Source organism: Aeromonas sp. 9A (assembly GCF_963900955.1).
Lineage (GTDB): Bacteria > Pseudomonadota > Gammaproteobacteria > Enterobacterales > Aeromonadaceae > Aeromonas > Aeromonas salmonicida.
Window position 1 is genome coordinate 4159643 of record NZ_CAWRFG010000001.1, and the last position, 17125, is coordinate 4176767.

Annotated in this window: 13 protein-coding genes; all 13 read right to left on the reverse strand. The window is 59.5% G+C overall.

What is annotated here, in order from left to right:
• Positions 1-56: 56 nt before the first annotated feature.
• Positions 57-2777, reverse strand: a complete 2721-nt coding sequence (gene secA, locus AACX78_RS19215; RefSeq protein WP_021140335.1) for a preprotein translocase subunit SecA — start codon at positions 2775-2777, stop codon at positions 57-59.
• A gap of 59 nt (positions 2778-2836) precedes the next feature.
• Positions 2837-3742, reverse strand: a complete 906-nt coding sequence (locus AACX78_RS19220) for a M23 family metallopeptidase (RefSeq protein ID WP_021140334.1) — start codon at positions 3740-3742, stop codon at positions 2837-2839.
• Positions 3743-3897: 155 nt separating this feature from the next.
• Positions 3898-4821 (reverse strand): UDP-3-O-acyl-N-acetylglucosamine deacetylase, encoded by a 924-nt coding sequence (gene lpxC / locus AACX78_RS19225; RefSeq protein WP_017412296.1) that lies wholly within the window; start codon positions 4819-4821, stop codon positions 3898-3900.
• Positions 4822-4922: 101 nt separating this feature from the next.
• Positions 4923-6074: a cell division protein FtsZ gene (ftsZ, locus tag AACX78_RS19230; protein ID WP_005305686.1), complete on the reverse strand. Its 1152-nt coding sequence runs from the start codon at positions 6072-6074 to the stop codon at positions 4923-4925.
• A gap of 40 nt (positions 6075-6114) precedes the next feature.
• Positions 6115-7374, reverse strand: a complete 1260-nt coding sequence (ftsA, locus tag AACX78_RS19235; protein WP_005314183.1) for a cell division protein FtsA — start codon at positions 7372-7374, stop codon at positions 6115-6117.
• Positions 7355-8107 (reverse strand): cell division protein FtsQ/DivIB, encoded by a 753-nt coding sequence (locus AACX78_RS19240; RefSeq protein ID WP_201302897.1) that lies wholly within the window; start codon positions 8105-8107, stop codon positions 7355-7357. Before AACX78_RS19240 ends, ftsA begins: the two co-directional genes overlap by 20 nt.
• 97 nt (positions 8108-8204) lie before the next feature.
• A complete protein-coding gene (gene murC / locus AACX78_RS19245; RefSeq protein WP_058394594.1) occupies positions 8205-9659 on the reverse strand; it encodes a UDP-N-acetylmuramate--L-alanine ligase in 1455 nt (484 codons plus the stop codon).
• Positions 9656-10741 (reverse strand): undecaprenyldiphospho-muramoylpentapeptide beta-N-acetylglucosaminyltransferase, encoded by a 1086-nt coding sequence (gene murG / locus AACX78_RS19250; RefSeq protein WP_159167132.1) that lies wholly within the window; start codon positions 10739-10741, stop codon positions 9656-9658. Before murG ends, murC begins: the two co-directional genes overlap by 4 nt.
• A complete protein-coding gene (gene ftsW / locus AACX78_RS19255) occupies positions 10738-11922 on the reverse strand; it encodes a cell division protein FtsW (protein ID WP_005314192.1) in 1185 nt (394 codons plus the stop codon). The genes murG and ftsW overlap by 4 nt, the downstream gene beginning before the upstream one ends.
• Positions 11919-13202, reverse strand: coding sequence for a UDP-N-acetylmuramoyl-L-alanine--D-glutamate ligase (gene murD, locus AACX78_RS19260; RefSeq protein WP_021140329.1), 1284 nt, complete (start codon positions 13200-13202; stop codon positions 11919-11921). Before murD ends, ftsW begins: the two co-directional genes overlap by 4 nt.
• 3 nt (positions 13203-13205) lie before the next feature.
• Positions 13206-14288, reverse strand: coding sequence for a phospho-N-acetylmuramoyl-pentapeptide-transferase (mraY, locus tag AACX78_RS19265; protein ID WP_005314196.1), 1083 nt, complete (start codon positions 14286-14288; stop codon positions 13206-13208).
• Positions 14282-15637: a UDP-N-acetylmuramoyl-tripeptide--D-alanyl-D-alanine ligase gene (gene murF, locus AACX78_RS19270; RefSeq protein ID WP_021140328.1), complete on the reverse strand. Its 1356-nt coding sequence runs from the start codon at positions 15635-15637 to the stop codon at positions 14282-14284. The genes mraY and murF overlap by 7 nt, the downstream gene beginning before the upstream one ends.
• Positions 15634-17118: a UDP-N-acetylmuramoyl-L-alanyl-D-glutamate--2,6-diaminopimelate ligase gene (gene murE, locus AACX78_RS19275; RefSeq protein ID WP_159167133.1), complete on the reverse strand. Its 1485-nt coding sequence runs from the start codon at positions 17116-17118 to the stop codon at positions 15634-15636. The genes murF and murE overlap by 4 nt, the downstream gene beginning before the upstream one ends.
• Positions 17119-17125 lie beyond the last annotated feature (7 nt).

A 17125-nucleotide genomic window follows, 5' to 3' on the forward strand; every position in this document is an offset into this window, starting at 1 on the left:
CCTGTTTCATAAAAACAAGGCGGGCACCGGGCCCGCCTTGTCATCGCCTGATCCAATCAGGTCAACTGACCGTGGCAATGCTTGTATTTTTTGCCGGAGCCGCAGGGGCAGGGATCGTTGCGACCGATCTTCTGCTCATCCCGCACGAAGGTGGTGTGACCCTCTTCGGCAGCGGCCTCTTCATCGGCCAACTGGCTCTCTGCGGTGGCATGGGTGTAAGTGCGGGGAGCGGCTTCGGACTGCTGGCGCTGCTGCTCTTCCAGGGCTTCCACGTCACGCTCCTGCACCTGAACACGGCTCAGTATGCTGACCACGTCGCGTTTGAGGGTTTCCAGCATCTGGGTGAACAGATCGAAAGACTCGCGCTTGTACTCCTGCTTGGGGTTCTTCTGGGCGTAGCCGCGCAGATGGATACCCTGACGCAGGTGATCCATAGCCGCCAGATGCTCCTTCCACAAGCCATCCAGGGTTTGCAGCATCACCGCCTTCTCGAAGTTGCGCAGCACCTCGACACCGACCAGTTCCTGCTTGTGGGCATAGAGTTTGGTGGCTTCGTCCAGAATGCGCTCGCGCAGCTTCTCTTCATACAGCTTGTCATCTTCCGCCAGCCACTGCTGCAACGGCAGATCCAGCCCGAAATCGGCTTTCAGACGCGCTTCCAGACCCGGCACATCCCACATCTCTTCCAGAGACTGGGGCGGAATGTATTCGTCGATCACGGCGCCATAGACGTCGTCACGGATGACGTGGATGGTCTCGGAGATATCGTTGGTATCCAGCAGCTCGTTGCGCTGCTCATAGACCACCTTGCGCTGGTCGTTGGCCACGTCATCAAACTCGAGCAAGCTCTTGCGGATATCGAAGTTGCGACCTTCCACCTTGCGCTGGGCATTTTCGATGGCCTTGGTCACCCAAGGGTGCTCGATGGCCTCGCCCTCTTCCATGCCCAGCTTCTTCATCATACCGGTCACGCGATCGGAGGCGAAGATCCGCATCAGGGTATCTTCCATGGAGAGATAGAAACGGGAGGAACCCGGGTCACCCTGACGACCGGAACGGCCGCGCAGCTGGTTGTCGATACGACGGGATTCGTGACGCTCGGTACCGATAATGTGCAGACCACCTGCGGCCAGCACTTCATCGTGACGCACCTGCCAGGCCGCTTTCAGCTCGGCGATTTGCTCGTCAGTCGGGTTATCCAGCTGGGCAATCTCGGCCTGCCAGTTGCCACCCAGCACTATGTCGGTACCACGACCGGCCATGTTGGTGGCGATAGTAACGGCGCCAAGCTGACCTGCCTGAGCCACGATTTCCGCTTCCATGGCGTGGAACTTGGCGTTCAGTACCTTGTGCGGAATATTCTCCTTGGTCAGGATGCCGGAGAGCAGCTCGGAGTTTTCGATGGAGACAGTACCCACCAGCACCGGCTGACCACGGGAGACGCAACCGCGAATGTCTTCGACGATGGCGGCATATTTCTCCTGGGCGGTCAGATAGACCAGATCGCCCATGTCTTTGCGCACCATCGGCTTGTTGGTCGGGATAACCACTGTATCCAGGCCATAAATCTGCTGGAATTCAAAGGCTTCAGTATCTGCCGTGCCCGTCATGCCCGCCAGCTTGTCATAGAGACGGAAGTAGTTCTGGAAGGTGATAGAGGCCAGAGTCTGGTTCTCGTTCTGGATCTTGACCCCTTCCTTCGCCTCGACGGCCTGGTGCAGGCCATCAGACCAGCGACGACCCGGCATGGTACGGCCGGTGTGTTCGTCAACGATGACGATCTCGTCTTTTTGCACTATGTAGTCGACGTTGCGCTCAAACAGAGTGTGGGCACGCAGACCGGCGTTGACGTGGTGCAGCAGGCTGATGTTGGTCGCGGAGAACAGAGAGTCCTCTTCGGCCAGCAGCCCTTCTCGCTTGAGCAGCTCTTCCACGAAAATCTGACCATTTTCGGTCAGCAGGGCCTGACGGTTCTTCTCGTCTACCGTGTAGTGACCTTCGCCTGTGTACTCTTCGGTATCTTCCTTGTCCTGCTTGATCAGTTGCGGGATCAGCTTGTTGACCTGGATGTAGAGGGCGGAACTGTCTTCGGCCGGGCCTGAGATAATCAGCGGGGTACGGGCTTCATCGATGAGCACGGAGTCGACTTCATCCACCAGCGCGTAGTTAAGCGGACGCTGGACACGCTGCTCGGGCGAGAACGCCATGTTGTCACGCAGGTAATCAAAACCGAATTCGTTGTTGGTACCGTAGGTAATATCTGCAGCATAAGCGTCACGCTTCTGGGACGCATCCATGCCAGGCACGTTGCAATCGACCGTCATGCCGAGGAAGGTGAACAGGGGGCGGTTAGCCTCGGCATCACGCTTGGCCAGATAGTCGTTCACCGTCACCACGTGCACACCACGACCGCTCAGGGCATTCAGATAGGCCGGCAAGGTAGCAGTCAGCGTCTTGCCCTCACCGGTTTTCATCTCAGCGATGCGGTTGGAGTCAAGCACCATGCCGCCAATCAGCTGGACGTCGAAGTGACGCATGCCAAACACCCGCTTGGAGGCCTCGCGCACGGTCGCGAACGCTTCCGGCAGCAACTGATCCAGCGTCTCACCCTGCTCCAGACGCTGACGATATTCAGCTGTCTTGGCCTGCAACTCGCTATCGGACAAAGCCTCGAACTGAGGCTCCATCGCATTGATCTGTTTTACAATTTTGCGCAAAGCCTTGAGCGTTCTGTCGTTCCGGCTGCCGATAATCTTGGTAAGCAGTGTGCTAATCATGGGTACCAACTATTTCTGGTTATATAAGTGTTCCGTCACTGGAACCTGGAGAAAAAAACCTAACCCCGTCTGGCGTTGAGAAAGCGTGCGGGGTTGACCTGACGACCGTCTTTCAATACTTCGTAATGCAAATGGACCCCGGTCGCGCGACCGGTGCGTCCCATCAAGGCAATCTTCTGACCCTGATCGACTAGCGTGCCAACTTCAACCAGCAACTTGGAGTTGTGGGCATAGCGGGTCACCAAACCATTGCCATGGTTCACTTCCACCATGTTGCCAAATTCCGGATGGCGGCCTGCCCAGCTGATAATGCCCGGGCCCGTCGCCAAAATAGGGGTACCGGGCTTGCCACGGAAATCGACCCCTTTATGCATCTTGGCGCGACCGTTGAACGGGTCGACCCGACCACCAAAGCCCGACGAGATCCAGACCCGCTCCTGTTTGACAGGCGAGCCTGAAATAAAACCGGCATCGGCTATATGGTGATTCATGATGAAAGATTCAAGTACCGACAGCTGCTCTTCACGACTGCTGAGCTGCTGGCTGAGATGCTTCATGGAATCCTGCAATTCATTCAGGTTGACTTCCAGATCCACATCATAGGAAGGACCGCCCATAGGGGGCAGTTCCTTGAAATTGAACTCCTCGGGATCGAGGTCTGCCTGCTCGGTCAAGCGTTCACCGAGCGCATTGATACGACCCAACTGCCCCTGCATGGTGCCCACCTGGGCGGCCAGCATGGCAAGCTGTTCGCGGGCTTCATCTGCCCCTTGAGTGGATGTCTGTTGTTCGGCCATGGCCAGCGCCACTTCGAGCGCATCCATTTTCTGGTGCCAGCTCTGCCAGAGCCAGCCGCCACCCAGGGCCAATACAGAGAAGAGGATTCCGCCGACCCAGGCCAGACGTTGTTTGGGCAAATGCAACTTGCGTCGCTGCTTGCCGTTGAGGATCAGGGTAATGCTCATAGAAATCTGTCTGCTCGGTCAGGTGAGGCCAGGAGCCTGCACGGGAAATAAAACCGGGAGATAATCGGTATCGGTATCGGTATCGGTATCAGGATGGAAAAATGAATGACAGGACGTCGGTGCGGAGAGATGACCGACGTCCTGTTGCACAGCTATCAGGCCAGAACCAGACCGTTATCGTAGTAAGCGATAGGCGCTTTGGCACCCTCACCCTCGAAGGTCACCAGTTCCCAGGCCTCCTGCTTGGCCAGCAAGGCACGCAGCAGCTTGTTGTTCAGAGCATGGCCGGTCTTGTAGGCACGGAATTCGCCGATAATGCTGCGGTTACACATATAAAGGTCACCGATAGCATCCAACATCTTGTGTTTGACGAATTCATCTTCATAACGCAAGCCATCTTCGTTCAGTACCCGGTAGTCATCCAGCACAACAGCATTTTCCAGGCTTCCGCCCAATGCCAGGTTCTGGGAACGCAGGTACTCGATGTCACGCATGAAGCCAAAAGTACGGGCACGACTGATCTCTTTCACGAAAGAAGCACCTGAGAAGTCCAGCACGCAACGCTGATTGCGTCCTTCAAATACCGGATGCTGGAAATCGATCTCGAGATCCATTTTGAAGCCGTTGCGATAGGGGTGGAATTCCGCCCACTTGTCGCCGTCTTCAACCCGGATGCTCTGCTTGATCCGCACAAACTGCTTGGCAGCATTTTGCTCACGGATACCGACTTCTTGCAGCAGGTAGATAAAGGGGTGCGCACTGCCGTCCATCACCGGGATCTCGGGTGCGTCAACCTCGACATAGAGGTTGTCGATCCCCATCCCGGCCAGCGCGGCAGAGAGGTGCTCAATGGTAGAGACACGGACACCGGCTTCGTTGACCAAAGCGGTACAAAGCACAGTATCGCGCACCTGATCGGCATTGGCTGGCAGCGCTACCACAGGATCAAGATCGGTACGCAAGTAAACGATCCCTGTGTTAACAGGCGCCGGACGGAACGTCATTGTGACTTTCCGGCCCGAATGCAGGCCAACACCAGTGGCCTGGACACTCGTTTTCAAGGTTCTTTGTCTAATCATGGGCGTATCCGCTTAACAGCTCATATTCCGGACCAGATGGTCGTTGGCAGGCCATCTTAGCACATTCCTTAAGCAACAAACAAACTAGTGCCATTAGAGGCTTAGTCAGCTTGCTTGCGCAGGAACGCAGGAATATCGAGATAATCCGGTTCACGACGAGCTTGCGGCTCGGCGTTGACCACCTTGGCCGGGGCCTCTTCCATCACGCGAGACTGCAGGGCTTCGCTGATCAGGGGCTGACGGGCCGGACGCTCTTGTACCATGTTGTTTTTGACCAGCGTGATGTCGGGCTTGCGCTCGGCACCGATACCGGTAGCCACCACGGTCACACGCAGTTCGTCGTGCATTTCCGGGTCGATTACGGTGCCCACCACCACAGTGGCGTTCTCGGAAGCGAAGGCCTTGACCGCGTTACCCACGGTTTCGAACTCTTCAATGGTCATGTCCATGCCGGCGGTGATGTTGACCAGGATGCCACGGGCACCGGCCAGATCCACGTCTTCCAGCAGCGGGCTGGAGATGGCTTTCTCGGCCGCTTCTTCGGCACGATCATCACCGGAGGCGGAACCGGTACCCATCATGGCGGTACCCATTTCACGCATCACGGTACGCACGTCCGCGAAGTCGACGTTGATCAGGCCCGGACGGGTGATCAGCTCGGCGATCCCCTGTACCGCACCCAGCAGCACATCGTTGGCTGCCTTGAAGGCGTCCAGCAAGGAGATGCCACGACCCAGCACCTTCAGCAACTTGTCGTTGGGGATCGTGATCAGGGAGTCGACATTCTTGGACAGCTCTTCTATGCCGTGGGCGGCGAAGCCCATCCGTTTTTTCCCTTCGAAGGAGAACGGCTTGGTTACGACAGCAACTGTCAGTATACCCATCTCGCGGGCCACTTCGGCCACGATCGGTGCAGCACCGGTACCGGTACCACCGCCCATGCCGGCGGCGATGAACACCATGTCGGAACCGGTCAGCAGCTCACGCAGCGCTTCCCTGTCTTCCATGGCCGCATCACGACCCACTTCCGGATTGGCTCCGGCACCTAGACCCTTGGTGATGCCACCACCGATCTGCAGAGTTGTGTTGGCGCTGGAGTTACGCAGAGCCTGGGCGTCGGTGTTGACGGTAATGAATTCGACACCTTCGATGTTTTGACGAACCATGTGCTCGACTGCGTTACCGCCGCCGCCACCCACACCAATCACTTTAATGACGGCTTCGTCAGTGTGGCTATCCATAAATTCAAACATGTTGTCTCTCCGCTTTATTTGCCTGACTCAGCAAAATCTTTTAGAACTCGCCACGCAACCAGTTGCTGACCCGTTTGACCAGCCCACCTACGCTTGCCTTGGCGGCATATTCCTTGCTACTGCCTGAAGATTGATGGGTGCGGCCATACTGCAGCAACCCGACCGCGGTCGAGTACACAGGTGCCTGCACATAATCACTCAATCCCCGTATATTCATGGGCTCTCCCACCCGGACCTGGCTTTGGAAGATCTGCTCTGCGCACTCCACAATGCCTTCGATCTGGGCAGCGCCGCCGGTCAAGACCACACCGGCTGCCAGCTGATGCTTGACCCCCTGCGCTTTCAACTCGCTTTGTACCCGCACCAGCTCATCATTCACCATGGAGAGCAACTCGGTGTAACGGGGTTCAATCACTTCAGCCAGTGTCTGCCGTTGCAGGCTACGCGCCGGACGACCGCCGACACTGGGTACTTCAATATTGTCTTCCTTGCTGACTAGACGGCCGAGGGCACAGCCATAGCGCACCTTGATCGCTTCTGCGTCAAGCGGCGGTGTGCCGAAGGCGTAGGCGATATCGCTGGTCACTGTGCTGCCGGCGTACGGGATCACCTTGGTGTGGCGCAGGGCACCGCCGGTAAACAGCGACATGTCCATGGTACCGCCACCTATGTCCACCACGCAGACACCCAGCTCTTTCTCGTCTTCGGTCAGCACGGCATAGCTGGAAGCAAGCGCGGAGAAGATCAGCTGATCCACTCGCAAACCGACCTTCTCCACACATTTTTCAATGTTGCGGGCCATGTCGTTGTGGCAGGTGATCAGGTGCACCTTGGCCGCCATCCGCACACCGGACAGACCAACCGGGTTCTTGATCCCTTCCTGGTAGTCGATGGCAAACTCCTGGGGCAGCACATGCAGCACCCGCAGCTCATCGGACAACCGTACCGACTTGGCGGTGTGGATGACGTTGTCCACGTCCTCCTGGGTCACCTCCTCATCGGAGATGGGCACCATGCCGGTTTCGTTGCGGCAATCGATATGCTTGCCGGACAGCCCCAGATACACAGAGCTGATCTGGCAGTCGGCCATCATCTCTGCCTCTTCCACCGCACGACGCAGGGATTTGACCACGGAATCGAGATCGTTGACCCCGCCCTTATCCATGCCACGCGAGGCGTGACTGCCCATGCCGATGACATTGAGCTCACCGTCTGGCAGCACTTCGCCGACCAGAACCGCCACCTTGGTTGTGCCGATATCCAGTCCGACAATCAGATTTCTATCTGCGGTTTTGGTCATTCACTTTCTCTTCGTTCTTCTTCCAGCCAACTGCCATTCCGGTGTCATATCGAAGATCCACATAAGCAACCCGCTCACGGGGTTCGATGACCGGAAAAGCATCGATAAACCGCTGCAGTCGGAGCGCAATATCCGCGCGCCCCAAAAACAGCTGAATGTTGCCATCCAGGGTCAATTCCCAGGCATGGCGGGGAGTCAGATTCACCCCCAGCAACTTGTATCCTCTGGCCGCCAGCTGCGCCTCGTACTGACGGCTGGCTTCCAGCACCTTTGCGGCCTGGTCTTCAGGCCCGGATAGCTGCATCAGGGGGGTCTTCACCCTGTCCGGCGCACTGAACACCTCACCCTTGGTGTTGACGAAGCGGTTACCATTCCAGCGTGCCGCTACCGCCTGTTCGGTGAGATAGACCTTGATCTTGTTTGGCCACTTCTTGCGTACAGAGACCTGGGCCACCCAAGGCAAGGCGTTCAACCGCGCCTGTAATTCGTTAACGTCCAACTCGAAGAAGTTACGCAGCTCGGCACCATCCAGCACGGCGCTACGCAACTCGTCGGTTTGCAAATACTGGTGTTGCCCCTGCAGCAAGAGCTCGCTCATGGGCAACCGGTTGGCATCCGTCAGCCAACCTTTAACATCCAACGCAGTCTGGTAGAGACCCCACATGACCAGGATGAAAAATGCCACCCCTGCAATGAAGCCACCCTTGGTGCGCACTTGTGCACTTGCCTCCACCCGATCTTTCCCCGTTTAACGCGCCACTTTGGCCCTTTGCAGACCGGCTCGCCATTATATAGGCGCCGGCTTGGCGGTCAAAATACTCATTGGGCCCTCAGGCGCCGGATTTCATGCTGTCGATGCTCAATTTCATCTCACTGAGCCGACGGGACAAGGCACCTACGTTCCCGGCCCCCTGGGTCAGCACCAGATCCCCCTCGCCAATCAGGTCCGCCAGTATCGCAGGAACATCGTCCGGAGTAGCGGCAAAGATGGGTTCCAGGCTGCCACGGGAACGGATGGAGCGGCACAAGGCTCGACCATCGGCCCCGGGGATTGGCTCTTCGCCGGCGGCATAGACTTCCAGCATCACCAGCACATCCACCTTGGAGAGCACGTCCGAGAAGTCTTCATAGAGATCGCGGGTACGGGTATAGCGGTGTGGCTGGAACACCATGACCAGGCGCTTGTCCGGCCAACCGGCGCGTGCGGCATTGATGGTCACCTTGACTTCGCTCGGGTGGTGACCATAGTCATCCACCAGCATGGCCTTGCCACGACCTGTCTCGAATTCACCATATTGCTGGAAGCGGCGTCCTACCCCTTCAAACTTGGCCAGCGCACATATGATGGCATCATCGCCGATCCCGTCTTCGGTAGCGACAGCAATCGCTGCGGCAGCATTGAGCGCATTGTGGATGCCAGGCAGGTTCAAGGTCACTGCCAGCTCGCCTGCATCCTTGCGACGTACCCGGAAACAGCTGCGATTGCTGGTCTGCACGAAGTCCAGTACCTGCACATCGGCGTCGTCGCTCAGACCGTAGGTGATGGTCGGGCGAGCGATCTCGGGCAACATGCCACGGATCACGGGGTCATCCACACACACCACGGCCAGACCGTAAAACGGCAGGTTGTGCAAAAAGTCGATGAAGGTGGCCTTCAGCTTGGAAAAGTCGCCACCGTAGGTTTCCATGTGATCCGCTTCGATGTTGGTCACGATGGAAACCATGGGCTGCAGATGCAGGAAGGAGGCATCGCTCTCGTCCGCTTCTGCAATCAGGTAACGGCTGCTGCCCAGACGCGCATTGGTACCGGCACTGTTGAGCAGACCGCCAATGACGAAGGTCGGATCCCGGTCCGCTTCGGCATAGATGCTCGCCACCAGACTGGTGGTGGTGGTCTTGCCATGCGTCCCCGCTATGGCGATACCATGACGAAAACGCATCAGCTCGGCCAGCATCTCGGCGCGGCGCACCACGGGTATGCGCAACTCGCGGGCAGCCAGCAACTCGGGGTTATCCTGCTTGATGGCGGTAGAGACCACCACCACGCTCGCCTCGCTCACGTGTTCGGCACTGTGCCCCACGAAGATATGGGCACCCAGCGACGCCAGTCGCTCAGTCACCGCATTTCGGGCCAGATCAGAACCGGTCACCTGATACCCTTCATTGGCAAGCACCTCGGCGATCCCGCCCATACCGGCGCCACCTATGCCGATAAAGTGGATGCGACGCACCCGACGCATTTCAGGGATCATGGTACGCAGTTTTGCCAGTTCAACCTTGGTCATAGTTCTCTCTCATTCTGCCCGGCTGCAAGTCGTTTGCATTCATCGGCAACCCGCTCGGCGGCATCGGTAATGGCAACACGACGGGCGGCCTGGGCCATGTTCAATAGGGTTTCCCTGCGCCCGGCAAGCCAGGAGAGACGCGCAGCCAGAGAGGCAGTGGTCAGCTCGGATTGGGGCAGGAATTCAGCAGCGCCACCATCGACCAGGGTCAGGGCGTTGCGGGTCTGGTGATCATCCACCGCATGGGGCAGTGGCACAAAAATGGCGGCGACGCCGGCAGCGGCCACTTCGGAGACGGTCAGGGCCCCCGCGCGACACACCACCAGATCGGCCCAGGCATAGGCATCGGCCATGTCCTTGATAAACTCGCTCACCTCGGCCTCGACGCCCTGTTTGGCATACGCCTGTGCGACAGATTCACGGTTGCCCTTGCCACACTGGTGACGCACTTCAATCGGCACGCCGGCAGCCGCAACCGACGCTGGCACCTGTTCGTTGAGCACCCGGGCTCCCAGGCTGCCACCGACGATCAGCAGATGCAGCGGCTCTGTGCTGCTGCTTCGCTGCGGATCCGGCAAGGCGACCACTTCGGGTCGAACCGGGTTGCCCACCACAGCGGTGCGACGACTCGGCGCAAATGCCCCCGGGAAGGCCATCAGCACCCGTTTGGCGAGGCGCGCCAGCAGTTTGTTGGTCAGGCCGGCCGCCGCATTCTGTTCGTGCAGCAGCAGAGGAATACCGGACAGCCAGGCCGCCACGCCGCCAGGGCCTGAGGCAAAGCCGCCCATGCCGAGCACAACGTCGGGCCGTATGGTCTTGAGCACGCGGCGAGCCTGCAGCACCGATTTGACGATGCGATAGGGTGCAGCCAGCAGACGCTTGATGCCGTTGCCACGCACTCCCTGAATGTCGATGAAGGAGATGGGATAACCGTGGGCGGGCACCAGCTCGGCCTCCATACGGTCGGCGGTGCCGAGCCAGTGGATGGTCCAGCCCTGGGCCTTGAGGCGATCGGCCACGGCCAGGCCAGGGAACACATGGCCCCCAGTACCGCCTGCCATCACCAGCAGTGTCTTGCTCACGAAACCTCCCGCACGCGCGCCTGGGCACTGGCCTGACGCAACTCGAAATCGATACGAACCAGCATGCTCACCGCCACCATCATGATGATGAGACTGGAACCGCCATAACTGACCAGCGGCAGGGTCAGCCCCTTGGTGGGCATCATACCGCTGGCGGCGCCGACGTTGACGAAGGTCTGGAAGCTGAACCAGATACCGATGCCAATGGCCAGATAGCCTTCATACAAGCGCTCGGCAACCAGAGCCTGGTGACCCAGCTTGAGCGCCTTGAACGAGAGCGCAAAAATGAGAAACAGCGCGCCCAGCACGCCGGCATAACCCAGCTCTTCACCCAGGATCGCAAACACGAAGTCAGTGTGGGCTTCCGGCAGGTATTCCATCTTCTGGATGGAGTTGCCAAGCCCCTCACCAAACCAGCTGCCACGACCAAACGCCATCAACGACTGGGTCAGCTGGTAACCGCTGCCGAACGGATCGGCCCAAGGGTCGAGGAAGGAGGTCACCCGCCGCATCCGGTACGGCTCGGCGATAACCAGAGTCACTACGGCGCTCACCCCTACCAGGATAAGACCGATGAACTGGCCCAGGCGCGCCCCCGCCAGAAACAACATCCCCAGAGAGGTGACAAACATCACGACCACAGAACCCAGATCAGGCTGGGCCAGCAGCAGAATAGCGACCACGAACAGCACGGCCATCGGCTTCATGAAGCCGATGAAGCGCTCGCGCACCTCGCTCTGGCGGCGCACCAGGTAGCCCGCCAGATAGACAAACAGCGCCAGCTTGCCAAACTCCGCCGGTTGCAGGTTGAAGGGGCCAAGGGGCAGCCAGCGGATAGAACCGTTGACGCTACGCCCCACCAGCAACACCAGCACCAGCATCAGGATGGCGAGTACCAGCATGGGACCGTTGTAATGCTGCCAGCGTGCCATGGGCACTTGCAGCACAAACCAGGAGATGCCAAGGGCCATCACCAGAAACAGGCCGTGACGCTTCACGAACATGAAGGGATCGTTGTTGATGGCGATCCCCTCCGGGATCGAGGCCGAGGCCACTATCACCAGCCCCACCGCCATCAATGCCAGCGCCAGCACCACCAGCTGCCGATCGTAGAGACCCGCAGGGCGCGCCGGTAACAACCAGCGTTGCAGCAATCCTGCGACGGAGCGAAGGGCGCTCATAGTGCCAGCACCATTTTGGTGAAGTGATCACCACGGGCTTCGAACGACTTGAATTGATCCAGGCTGGCGCAGGCGGGCGCCAGCAACACCCAGTCACCCGGTCTGGCATCGGCCGCGGCCTTGGCCACGGCGGCATCGAGGTCAGATACCCGCTCGGTTTGCTCACCGAGGGCGAGCAGTATGTCGGCATCCTGACCGAAGCAATACATGTGATCGATCTGGTGGCCAAGTAGTGCCTGCAGCGGACCAAAATCCTGTCCCTTGCCCTGACCACCGGCCAGCAGCAACAGGCGTCCCTTGACCGCTTCCCGCACACCGGCCACGGCAGCCAGAGTGGCGCCCACATTGGTGGCCTTGGAATCGTTGATCCAGCGCACTCCGTTCACCTCCCGCACGAAGCGGGCGCGGTGGGGCAGGCCTTCAAAACGGCGCAGCACGGCGAGTTGCGGCTCGCGGGGAATGCCCACCGCATCGCACAGGGCCATGGCGGCCAGAGCATTCGCCTGATTGTGGGCACCGACGATCTTCATTTCGTCCACGGGGAGCAGCGGCTCACCGTGCAGGGTCAACCAGTGGCGGCCATCCAGCAGGCAGCGGCCATAGCCGTTGCAGTCGAGACCGAAGCTCTGCCATACCTGACCCACGTCGGGCTGGGTCTGGGCATCGTCCCGGTTGACCAGAATGTGTTTGGAATGCTGGTGGATCTCCATCTTGGCGGCGCGGTAATCGGCCATCCCCTGATAACGATCCATATGATCTTCAGACAGGTTCAGCACCACGGAGGCGGCGGCACGCAGGCTGTGGGTGGTCTCCAGCTGGAAGCTGGAAAGCTCCAGCACGCAGAGATCCATCGGCTGCTTGAGCAGCTCCAGCGCTGGCGTGCCTATGTTGCCACCGACGCCAACCTTGAGGCCGGCCTCGGCAATCATCTCGCCGACCAGTGTGGTGACTGTGCTCTTGCCGTTGGAACCCGTGATGGCGATCACCGGCACCTGGGTCTCGCGCACGAACAGCTCGATATCGCCAACGATACTCACCCCGAACTCGGCCGCAGCTTTCAGTTCGGGAGTGGCCAGGGCAATGCCCGGGCTCGCCACTATCATGTGCGCCTGCTTGAGCAGATCGCCATCCAGCCCATGGATCAGTTCTACCTCGGCGGGCAGTTGATCCTTGCCAGGTGGATTGGCGCGGGTATCCATCACCAGAGGCGTGACGCCACGGCCGAGGAAGTAATCGACGCAGGAGAGTCCGGTTTTACCGAGTCCTATGATGATGACCATGGCTTACCTCACCTTCAGTGTGGCGAGGCCAAGCAGCACCAGCATGAGAGTGATGATCCAGAAACGCACGATAACGCGCGGCTCCGGCCAGCCTTTCTTCTCATAATGGTGATGGATTGGCGCCATGCGGAAGATGCGCACGCCGCGCAACTTGTAGGATCCCACCTGCAGGATCACGGAGACAGTCTCCATCACGAAGACCCCCCCCATGATCACCAGCAGAAACTCCTGGCGCACCAGCACGGCTATGGTGCCAAGCGCGCCGCCGAGGGCCAGGGAACCGACATCCCCCATGAAGACCTGGGCCGGATAGGTATTGAACCAGAGAAAGCCCAGACCCGCCCCGACGATGGCGGTGCAAACGATCACCAGCTCGGAGGTATAGGGCACGTAGGGAATATGCAGGTAGTTGGCGAAGTTGACGTTGCCGGTCGCCCAGGCGATCAGGGCAAAGCCCCCTGCCACCATCACGGTCGGCATGATGGCCAGACCATCCAGACCGTCGGTCAGGTTAACCGCGTTGGAGGTGCCGACGATGACGAAGTAGGTCAGCACTATGAACATCAGCCCCAGCTGCGGCATCACATCCTTGAGGAAGGGCACCACCAGCTGGGTCTGGCCGTCATGGGTGGCCGTGGTATAGAGGAACACAGCCACCAACAGCGCAACGGCGGATTGCCAGAAGTACTTCCAGCGGGCGATCAGGCCGTCGGTATTCTTGCGCACCACCTTGAGGTAGTCATCGGCAAAGCCGATGGCACCGTAGGCACCGAGCACGAACAGCACCAGCCAGACATAGGGGTTGTCGAGACGGCTCCAGAGCAGCACAGAGATGAAGATGGCTGCGATGATCATCAGCCCCCCCATGGTCGGGGTACCCCGTTTGCTCAGATGGGATTCGGGGCCGTCGTTGCGGATCACCTGGCCGAATTTCAGGATCTGCAGACGACGGATGAGGTGAGGCCCCATCCAGAGCGCCACCACCAGACCCGTGATGATCGACAAAATGGCGCGAAACGTCAGGTAGGAGAAGACGTTGAAGAAGGTGAAGTGCGGGGTGAGCAGTTCCGCCAGCCAGACTAGCATGTGGCTGACTCCTGACGGTCAACGACCATCTTGACGATATCTTCCATGCGGGAGCCGCGGGCACCTTTGACCAGAATCGAAATTTCTTGATGTGTATTTATCATTTGCGCAAGCACTTCAAACAACGACGCCTTGTTATCGAAATGTCGACCAGCCGCGGCATCTGCGGTGTGGCGACTCTGTTCCCCTACTGTCAGCACGGCGTCCAGACCGCACTCACTGGCATGGCGTCCGACCCGGGCGTGTTGCTCGGCAGACTCCTCACCCAACTCCTTCATGTCACCGAATACCAGCACCTTGTAGCCACCCATGGCAGTCAGGGCATCGATGCCCGCCAGTACGGACTCCACGCTGGCGTTATAGGTGTCATCCACCAGAGTGAGCCCACCCCAGCGCTGTACGCAAAAGCGTCCCTTGACCGGCGCCATCTGCTCCAGCCCCGCCTTGACGGAGGCAAGCGAGGCACCAAGTGCCAGACAGCCTGCGGCAGCAGCCAGGGCATTGGCCACGTTGTGGCGACCTGGAATGGCCAGAGTCAGGCTCAATTCCCCGTTCGGCGTCACCATCACGAATTCGGCGCAGCCCTGCCCGTTGAGCGCGATGCCACGGGCATGGAAAGGCTGATTCTGATCCTCGATGGAGAAGGCACAGTGGATCCCGGCTGCCTGCCACTTGGGCCAGAAGGCGCTATCGGCGTTGACGATGGCGGTTCCCTGCTCGCTCAGACCTTCAAAAATCTCGCTCTTGGCGTGAAAGACACCCTCAAGGGAGCCGAAGCCCTCCAGATGGGCCGCCGCCACGTTATTGATGAGGGCGGCATCGGGTCGGGCCAGCGACGTGGTCCAGGCGATCTCGCCCGGGTGGTTCGCACCCAGCTCCATCACCGCAAACTGGTGCTGCGGTTCGAGCCGCAACAGGGTCAGCGGCACGCCCACTTCATTGTTGAAGTTGCCGGCGGTGGCCAGCACTTCCCCTTCGTGGCGCAAGATGGCGGTCGCCATCTCTTTCACCGTTGTCTTGCCACAGCTACCGGTAATGGCCAGCACTTTCGGATTGATGCGCTCACGCACCAGCTTGCCGATATGCCCCAGCCCCTTGAGACTGTCGGTCACGACAAGCTGTGGAATGGCCAATGGCAGCTCGCGCTCCACCAGCAGGGCAGACGCCCCTGCGGCAACGGCCTGATCGCAAAAATCGTGGGCATCAAAACGCTCACCGCGCAGCGCAACAAACAAGGCGCCCTTCCCCAAGGTGCGGGTGTCGGTACTGACAGTCGTGATCTCGCCGTCTTCACCGATCAGACGCGCATCGAGCACCTGTGCCAGGTCGGCAAGCCTGAGGGTCATCATGTGAATGACTCCAATAATGTGTGCAAGGCGGCGGCGACGGTTTCCCGGTCGCTGTAGTGCCGCTTGTCGGTTCCAATGATCTGATAATCCTCGTGGCCCTTACCGGCCACCAGGATGATGTCCTGTTTGCTCGCCTGACCGAGGGCCAGTGCAATCGCCTTGACCCTGTCGTGCTCAATCTGCACGGCAGCAGGATCGCGAAGGCCCGCCACCATGTCCGCCATGATCTGGGCCGGCTCCTCGGTACGGGGGTTGTCGTCGGTGAGGATCACGCGATCCGCATGCTGCTCTGCCATGGCAGCCATCATGGGGCGCTTGCCGCGATCCCGGTCGCCACCGCACCCTACCAGACACCAGAGCTGACCTTCGCAGTGCACCCGCAGAGCCTGCAACGCCTTCTCCAGCGCGTCCGGGGTATGGGCATAATCGACCACGGCGAGCGGTGCATTGCCGCCACCGAAGCACTCCATGCGACCGGTCACCGGCTGCAATTGAGGCGCGGTTGCCAGCAGCACGTTGAAGTCATAACCGAGCACCAGCATGGCACCCATGGCGGCCAGCACATTGCTGACGTTGAAGCGCCCGAGCAAGGGGGCGGATAATACACCATTCCCCCAACTGGAGTTAATCTGTGTGCGAAAACCTTGTTGGTGGAAGTGGGGATCCTGCGCCGTCAGCTGTCGACCCGGATGGTCTGCAATCGGGCCGTTTACGCTGAATGCCACCGCAGCGGGATAGGCCGCCAGCCACTGGCGCCCCAGCCGGTCATCGGCATTGATGACGGCGCAGGGTTCATCGACCAGTTTGAGCAGCTCTTCCTTGGCGGCGCCATAGGCTTCCATTGTGCCGTGGTAGTCCAGATGATCCCGGCTCAGGTTGGTGAAAACGGCGGCAGCAAACGGCAGCGCCGCAACGCGATGCTGTACCAGACCATGGCTGGACACCTCCATCGCTACTAGATCCGCGCCCTGCTGTTGCAGGCTCGCAAGATTGGCCTGCACCTGCACTGCACTGCCGGTAGTGTTTTCTGCTTCAACCAGCTCACCGAACAGACCATTGCCTATGGTGCCCATCACGCCGGCCTTGCCACCCAGCAGGGTGCGCCAGTTGGCAACCAGCAGCGCAGTGGTGCTCTTGCCGTTGGTACCAGTGATGCCCACCAGATCCAGCTTGCTGGCTGGTTGCCCGTAAAAATAGCCAGCCAGCTCGGAGAGCCTGGCAGGCAGATCACGGATCCCGATGCAGGGAATGGTCAGAAGTGGCGCGACAAATTCCCCGTCCTCCTCAAACACGATGGCGGTCGCTCCCTGAGCCACCGCCTGTTCGATAAACCGTCTGCCATCCATCTGATGCCCGCGGATAGCGATAAAGAGACAGCCTGGCCCGACCCGCCGACTGTCCAGCTGGATATCGGTGAGGCTGAGCGCCGGAGCACTGATGCCGAAGGGGCGCAGCAGTGAATCAAGTGCGCGGTGCAACATGGGAAGC

Coding starts and splice junctions, on each gene's coding strand:
- murE (WP_159167133.1), bottom strand. CDS start 17,118: ATGTTGCACCGCGCACTTGATTCACTGCTGCGCCCCTTCGGCATCAGT.
- murC (WP_058394594.1), bottom strand. CDS start 9,659: ATGACCAAGGTTGAACTGGCAAAACTGCGTACCATGATCCCTGAAATG.
- secA (WP_021140335.1), bottom strand. CDS start 2,777: ATGATTAGCACACTGCTTACCAAGATTATCGGCAGCCGGAACGACAGA.
- ftsZ (WP_005305686.1), bottom strand. CDS start 6,074: ATGTTTGAATTTATGGATAGCCACACTGACGAAGCCGTCATTAAAGTG.
- lpxC (WP_017412296.1), bottom strand. CDS start 4,821: ATGATTAGACAAAGAACCTTGAAAACGAGTGTCCAGGCCACTGGTGTT.
- murD (WP_021140329.1), bottom strand. CDS start 13,202: ATGGTCATCATCATAGGACTCGGTAAAACCGGACTCTCCTGCGTCGAT.
- AACX78_RS19220 (WP_021140334.1), bottom strand. CDS start 3,742: ATGAGCATTACCCTGATCCTCAACGGCAAGCAGCGACGCAAGTTGCAT.
- ftsA (WP_005314183.1), bottom strand. CDS start 7,374: ATGACCAAAACCGCAGATAGAAATCTGATTGTCGGACTGGATATCGGC.
- mraY (WP_005314196.1), bottom strand. CDS start 14,288: ATGCTAGTCTGGCTGGCGGAACTGCTCACCCCGCACTTCACCTTCTTC.
- murF (WP_021140328.1), bottom strand. CDS start 15,637: ATGATGACCCTCAGGCTTGCCGACCTGGCACAGGTGCTCGATGCGCGT.
- ftsW (WP_005314192.1), bottom strand. CDS start 11,922: ATGAGCGCCCTTCGCTCCGTCGCAGGATTGCTGCAACGCTGGTTGTTA.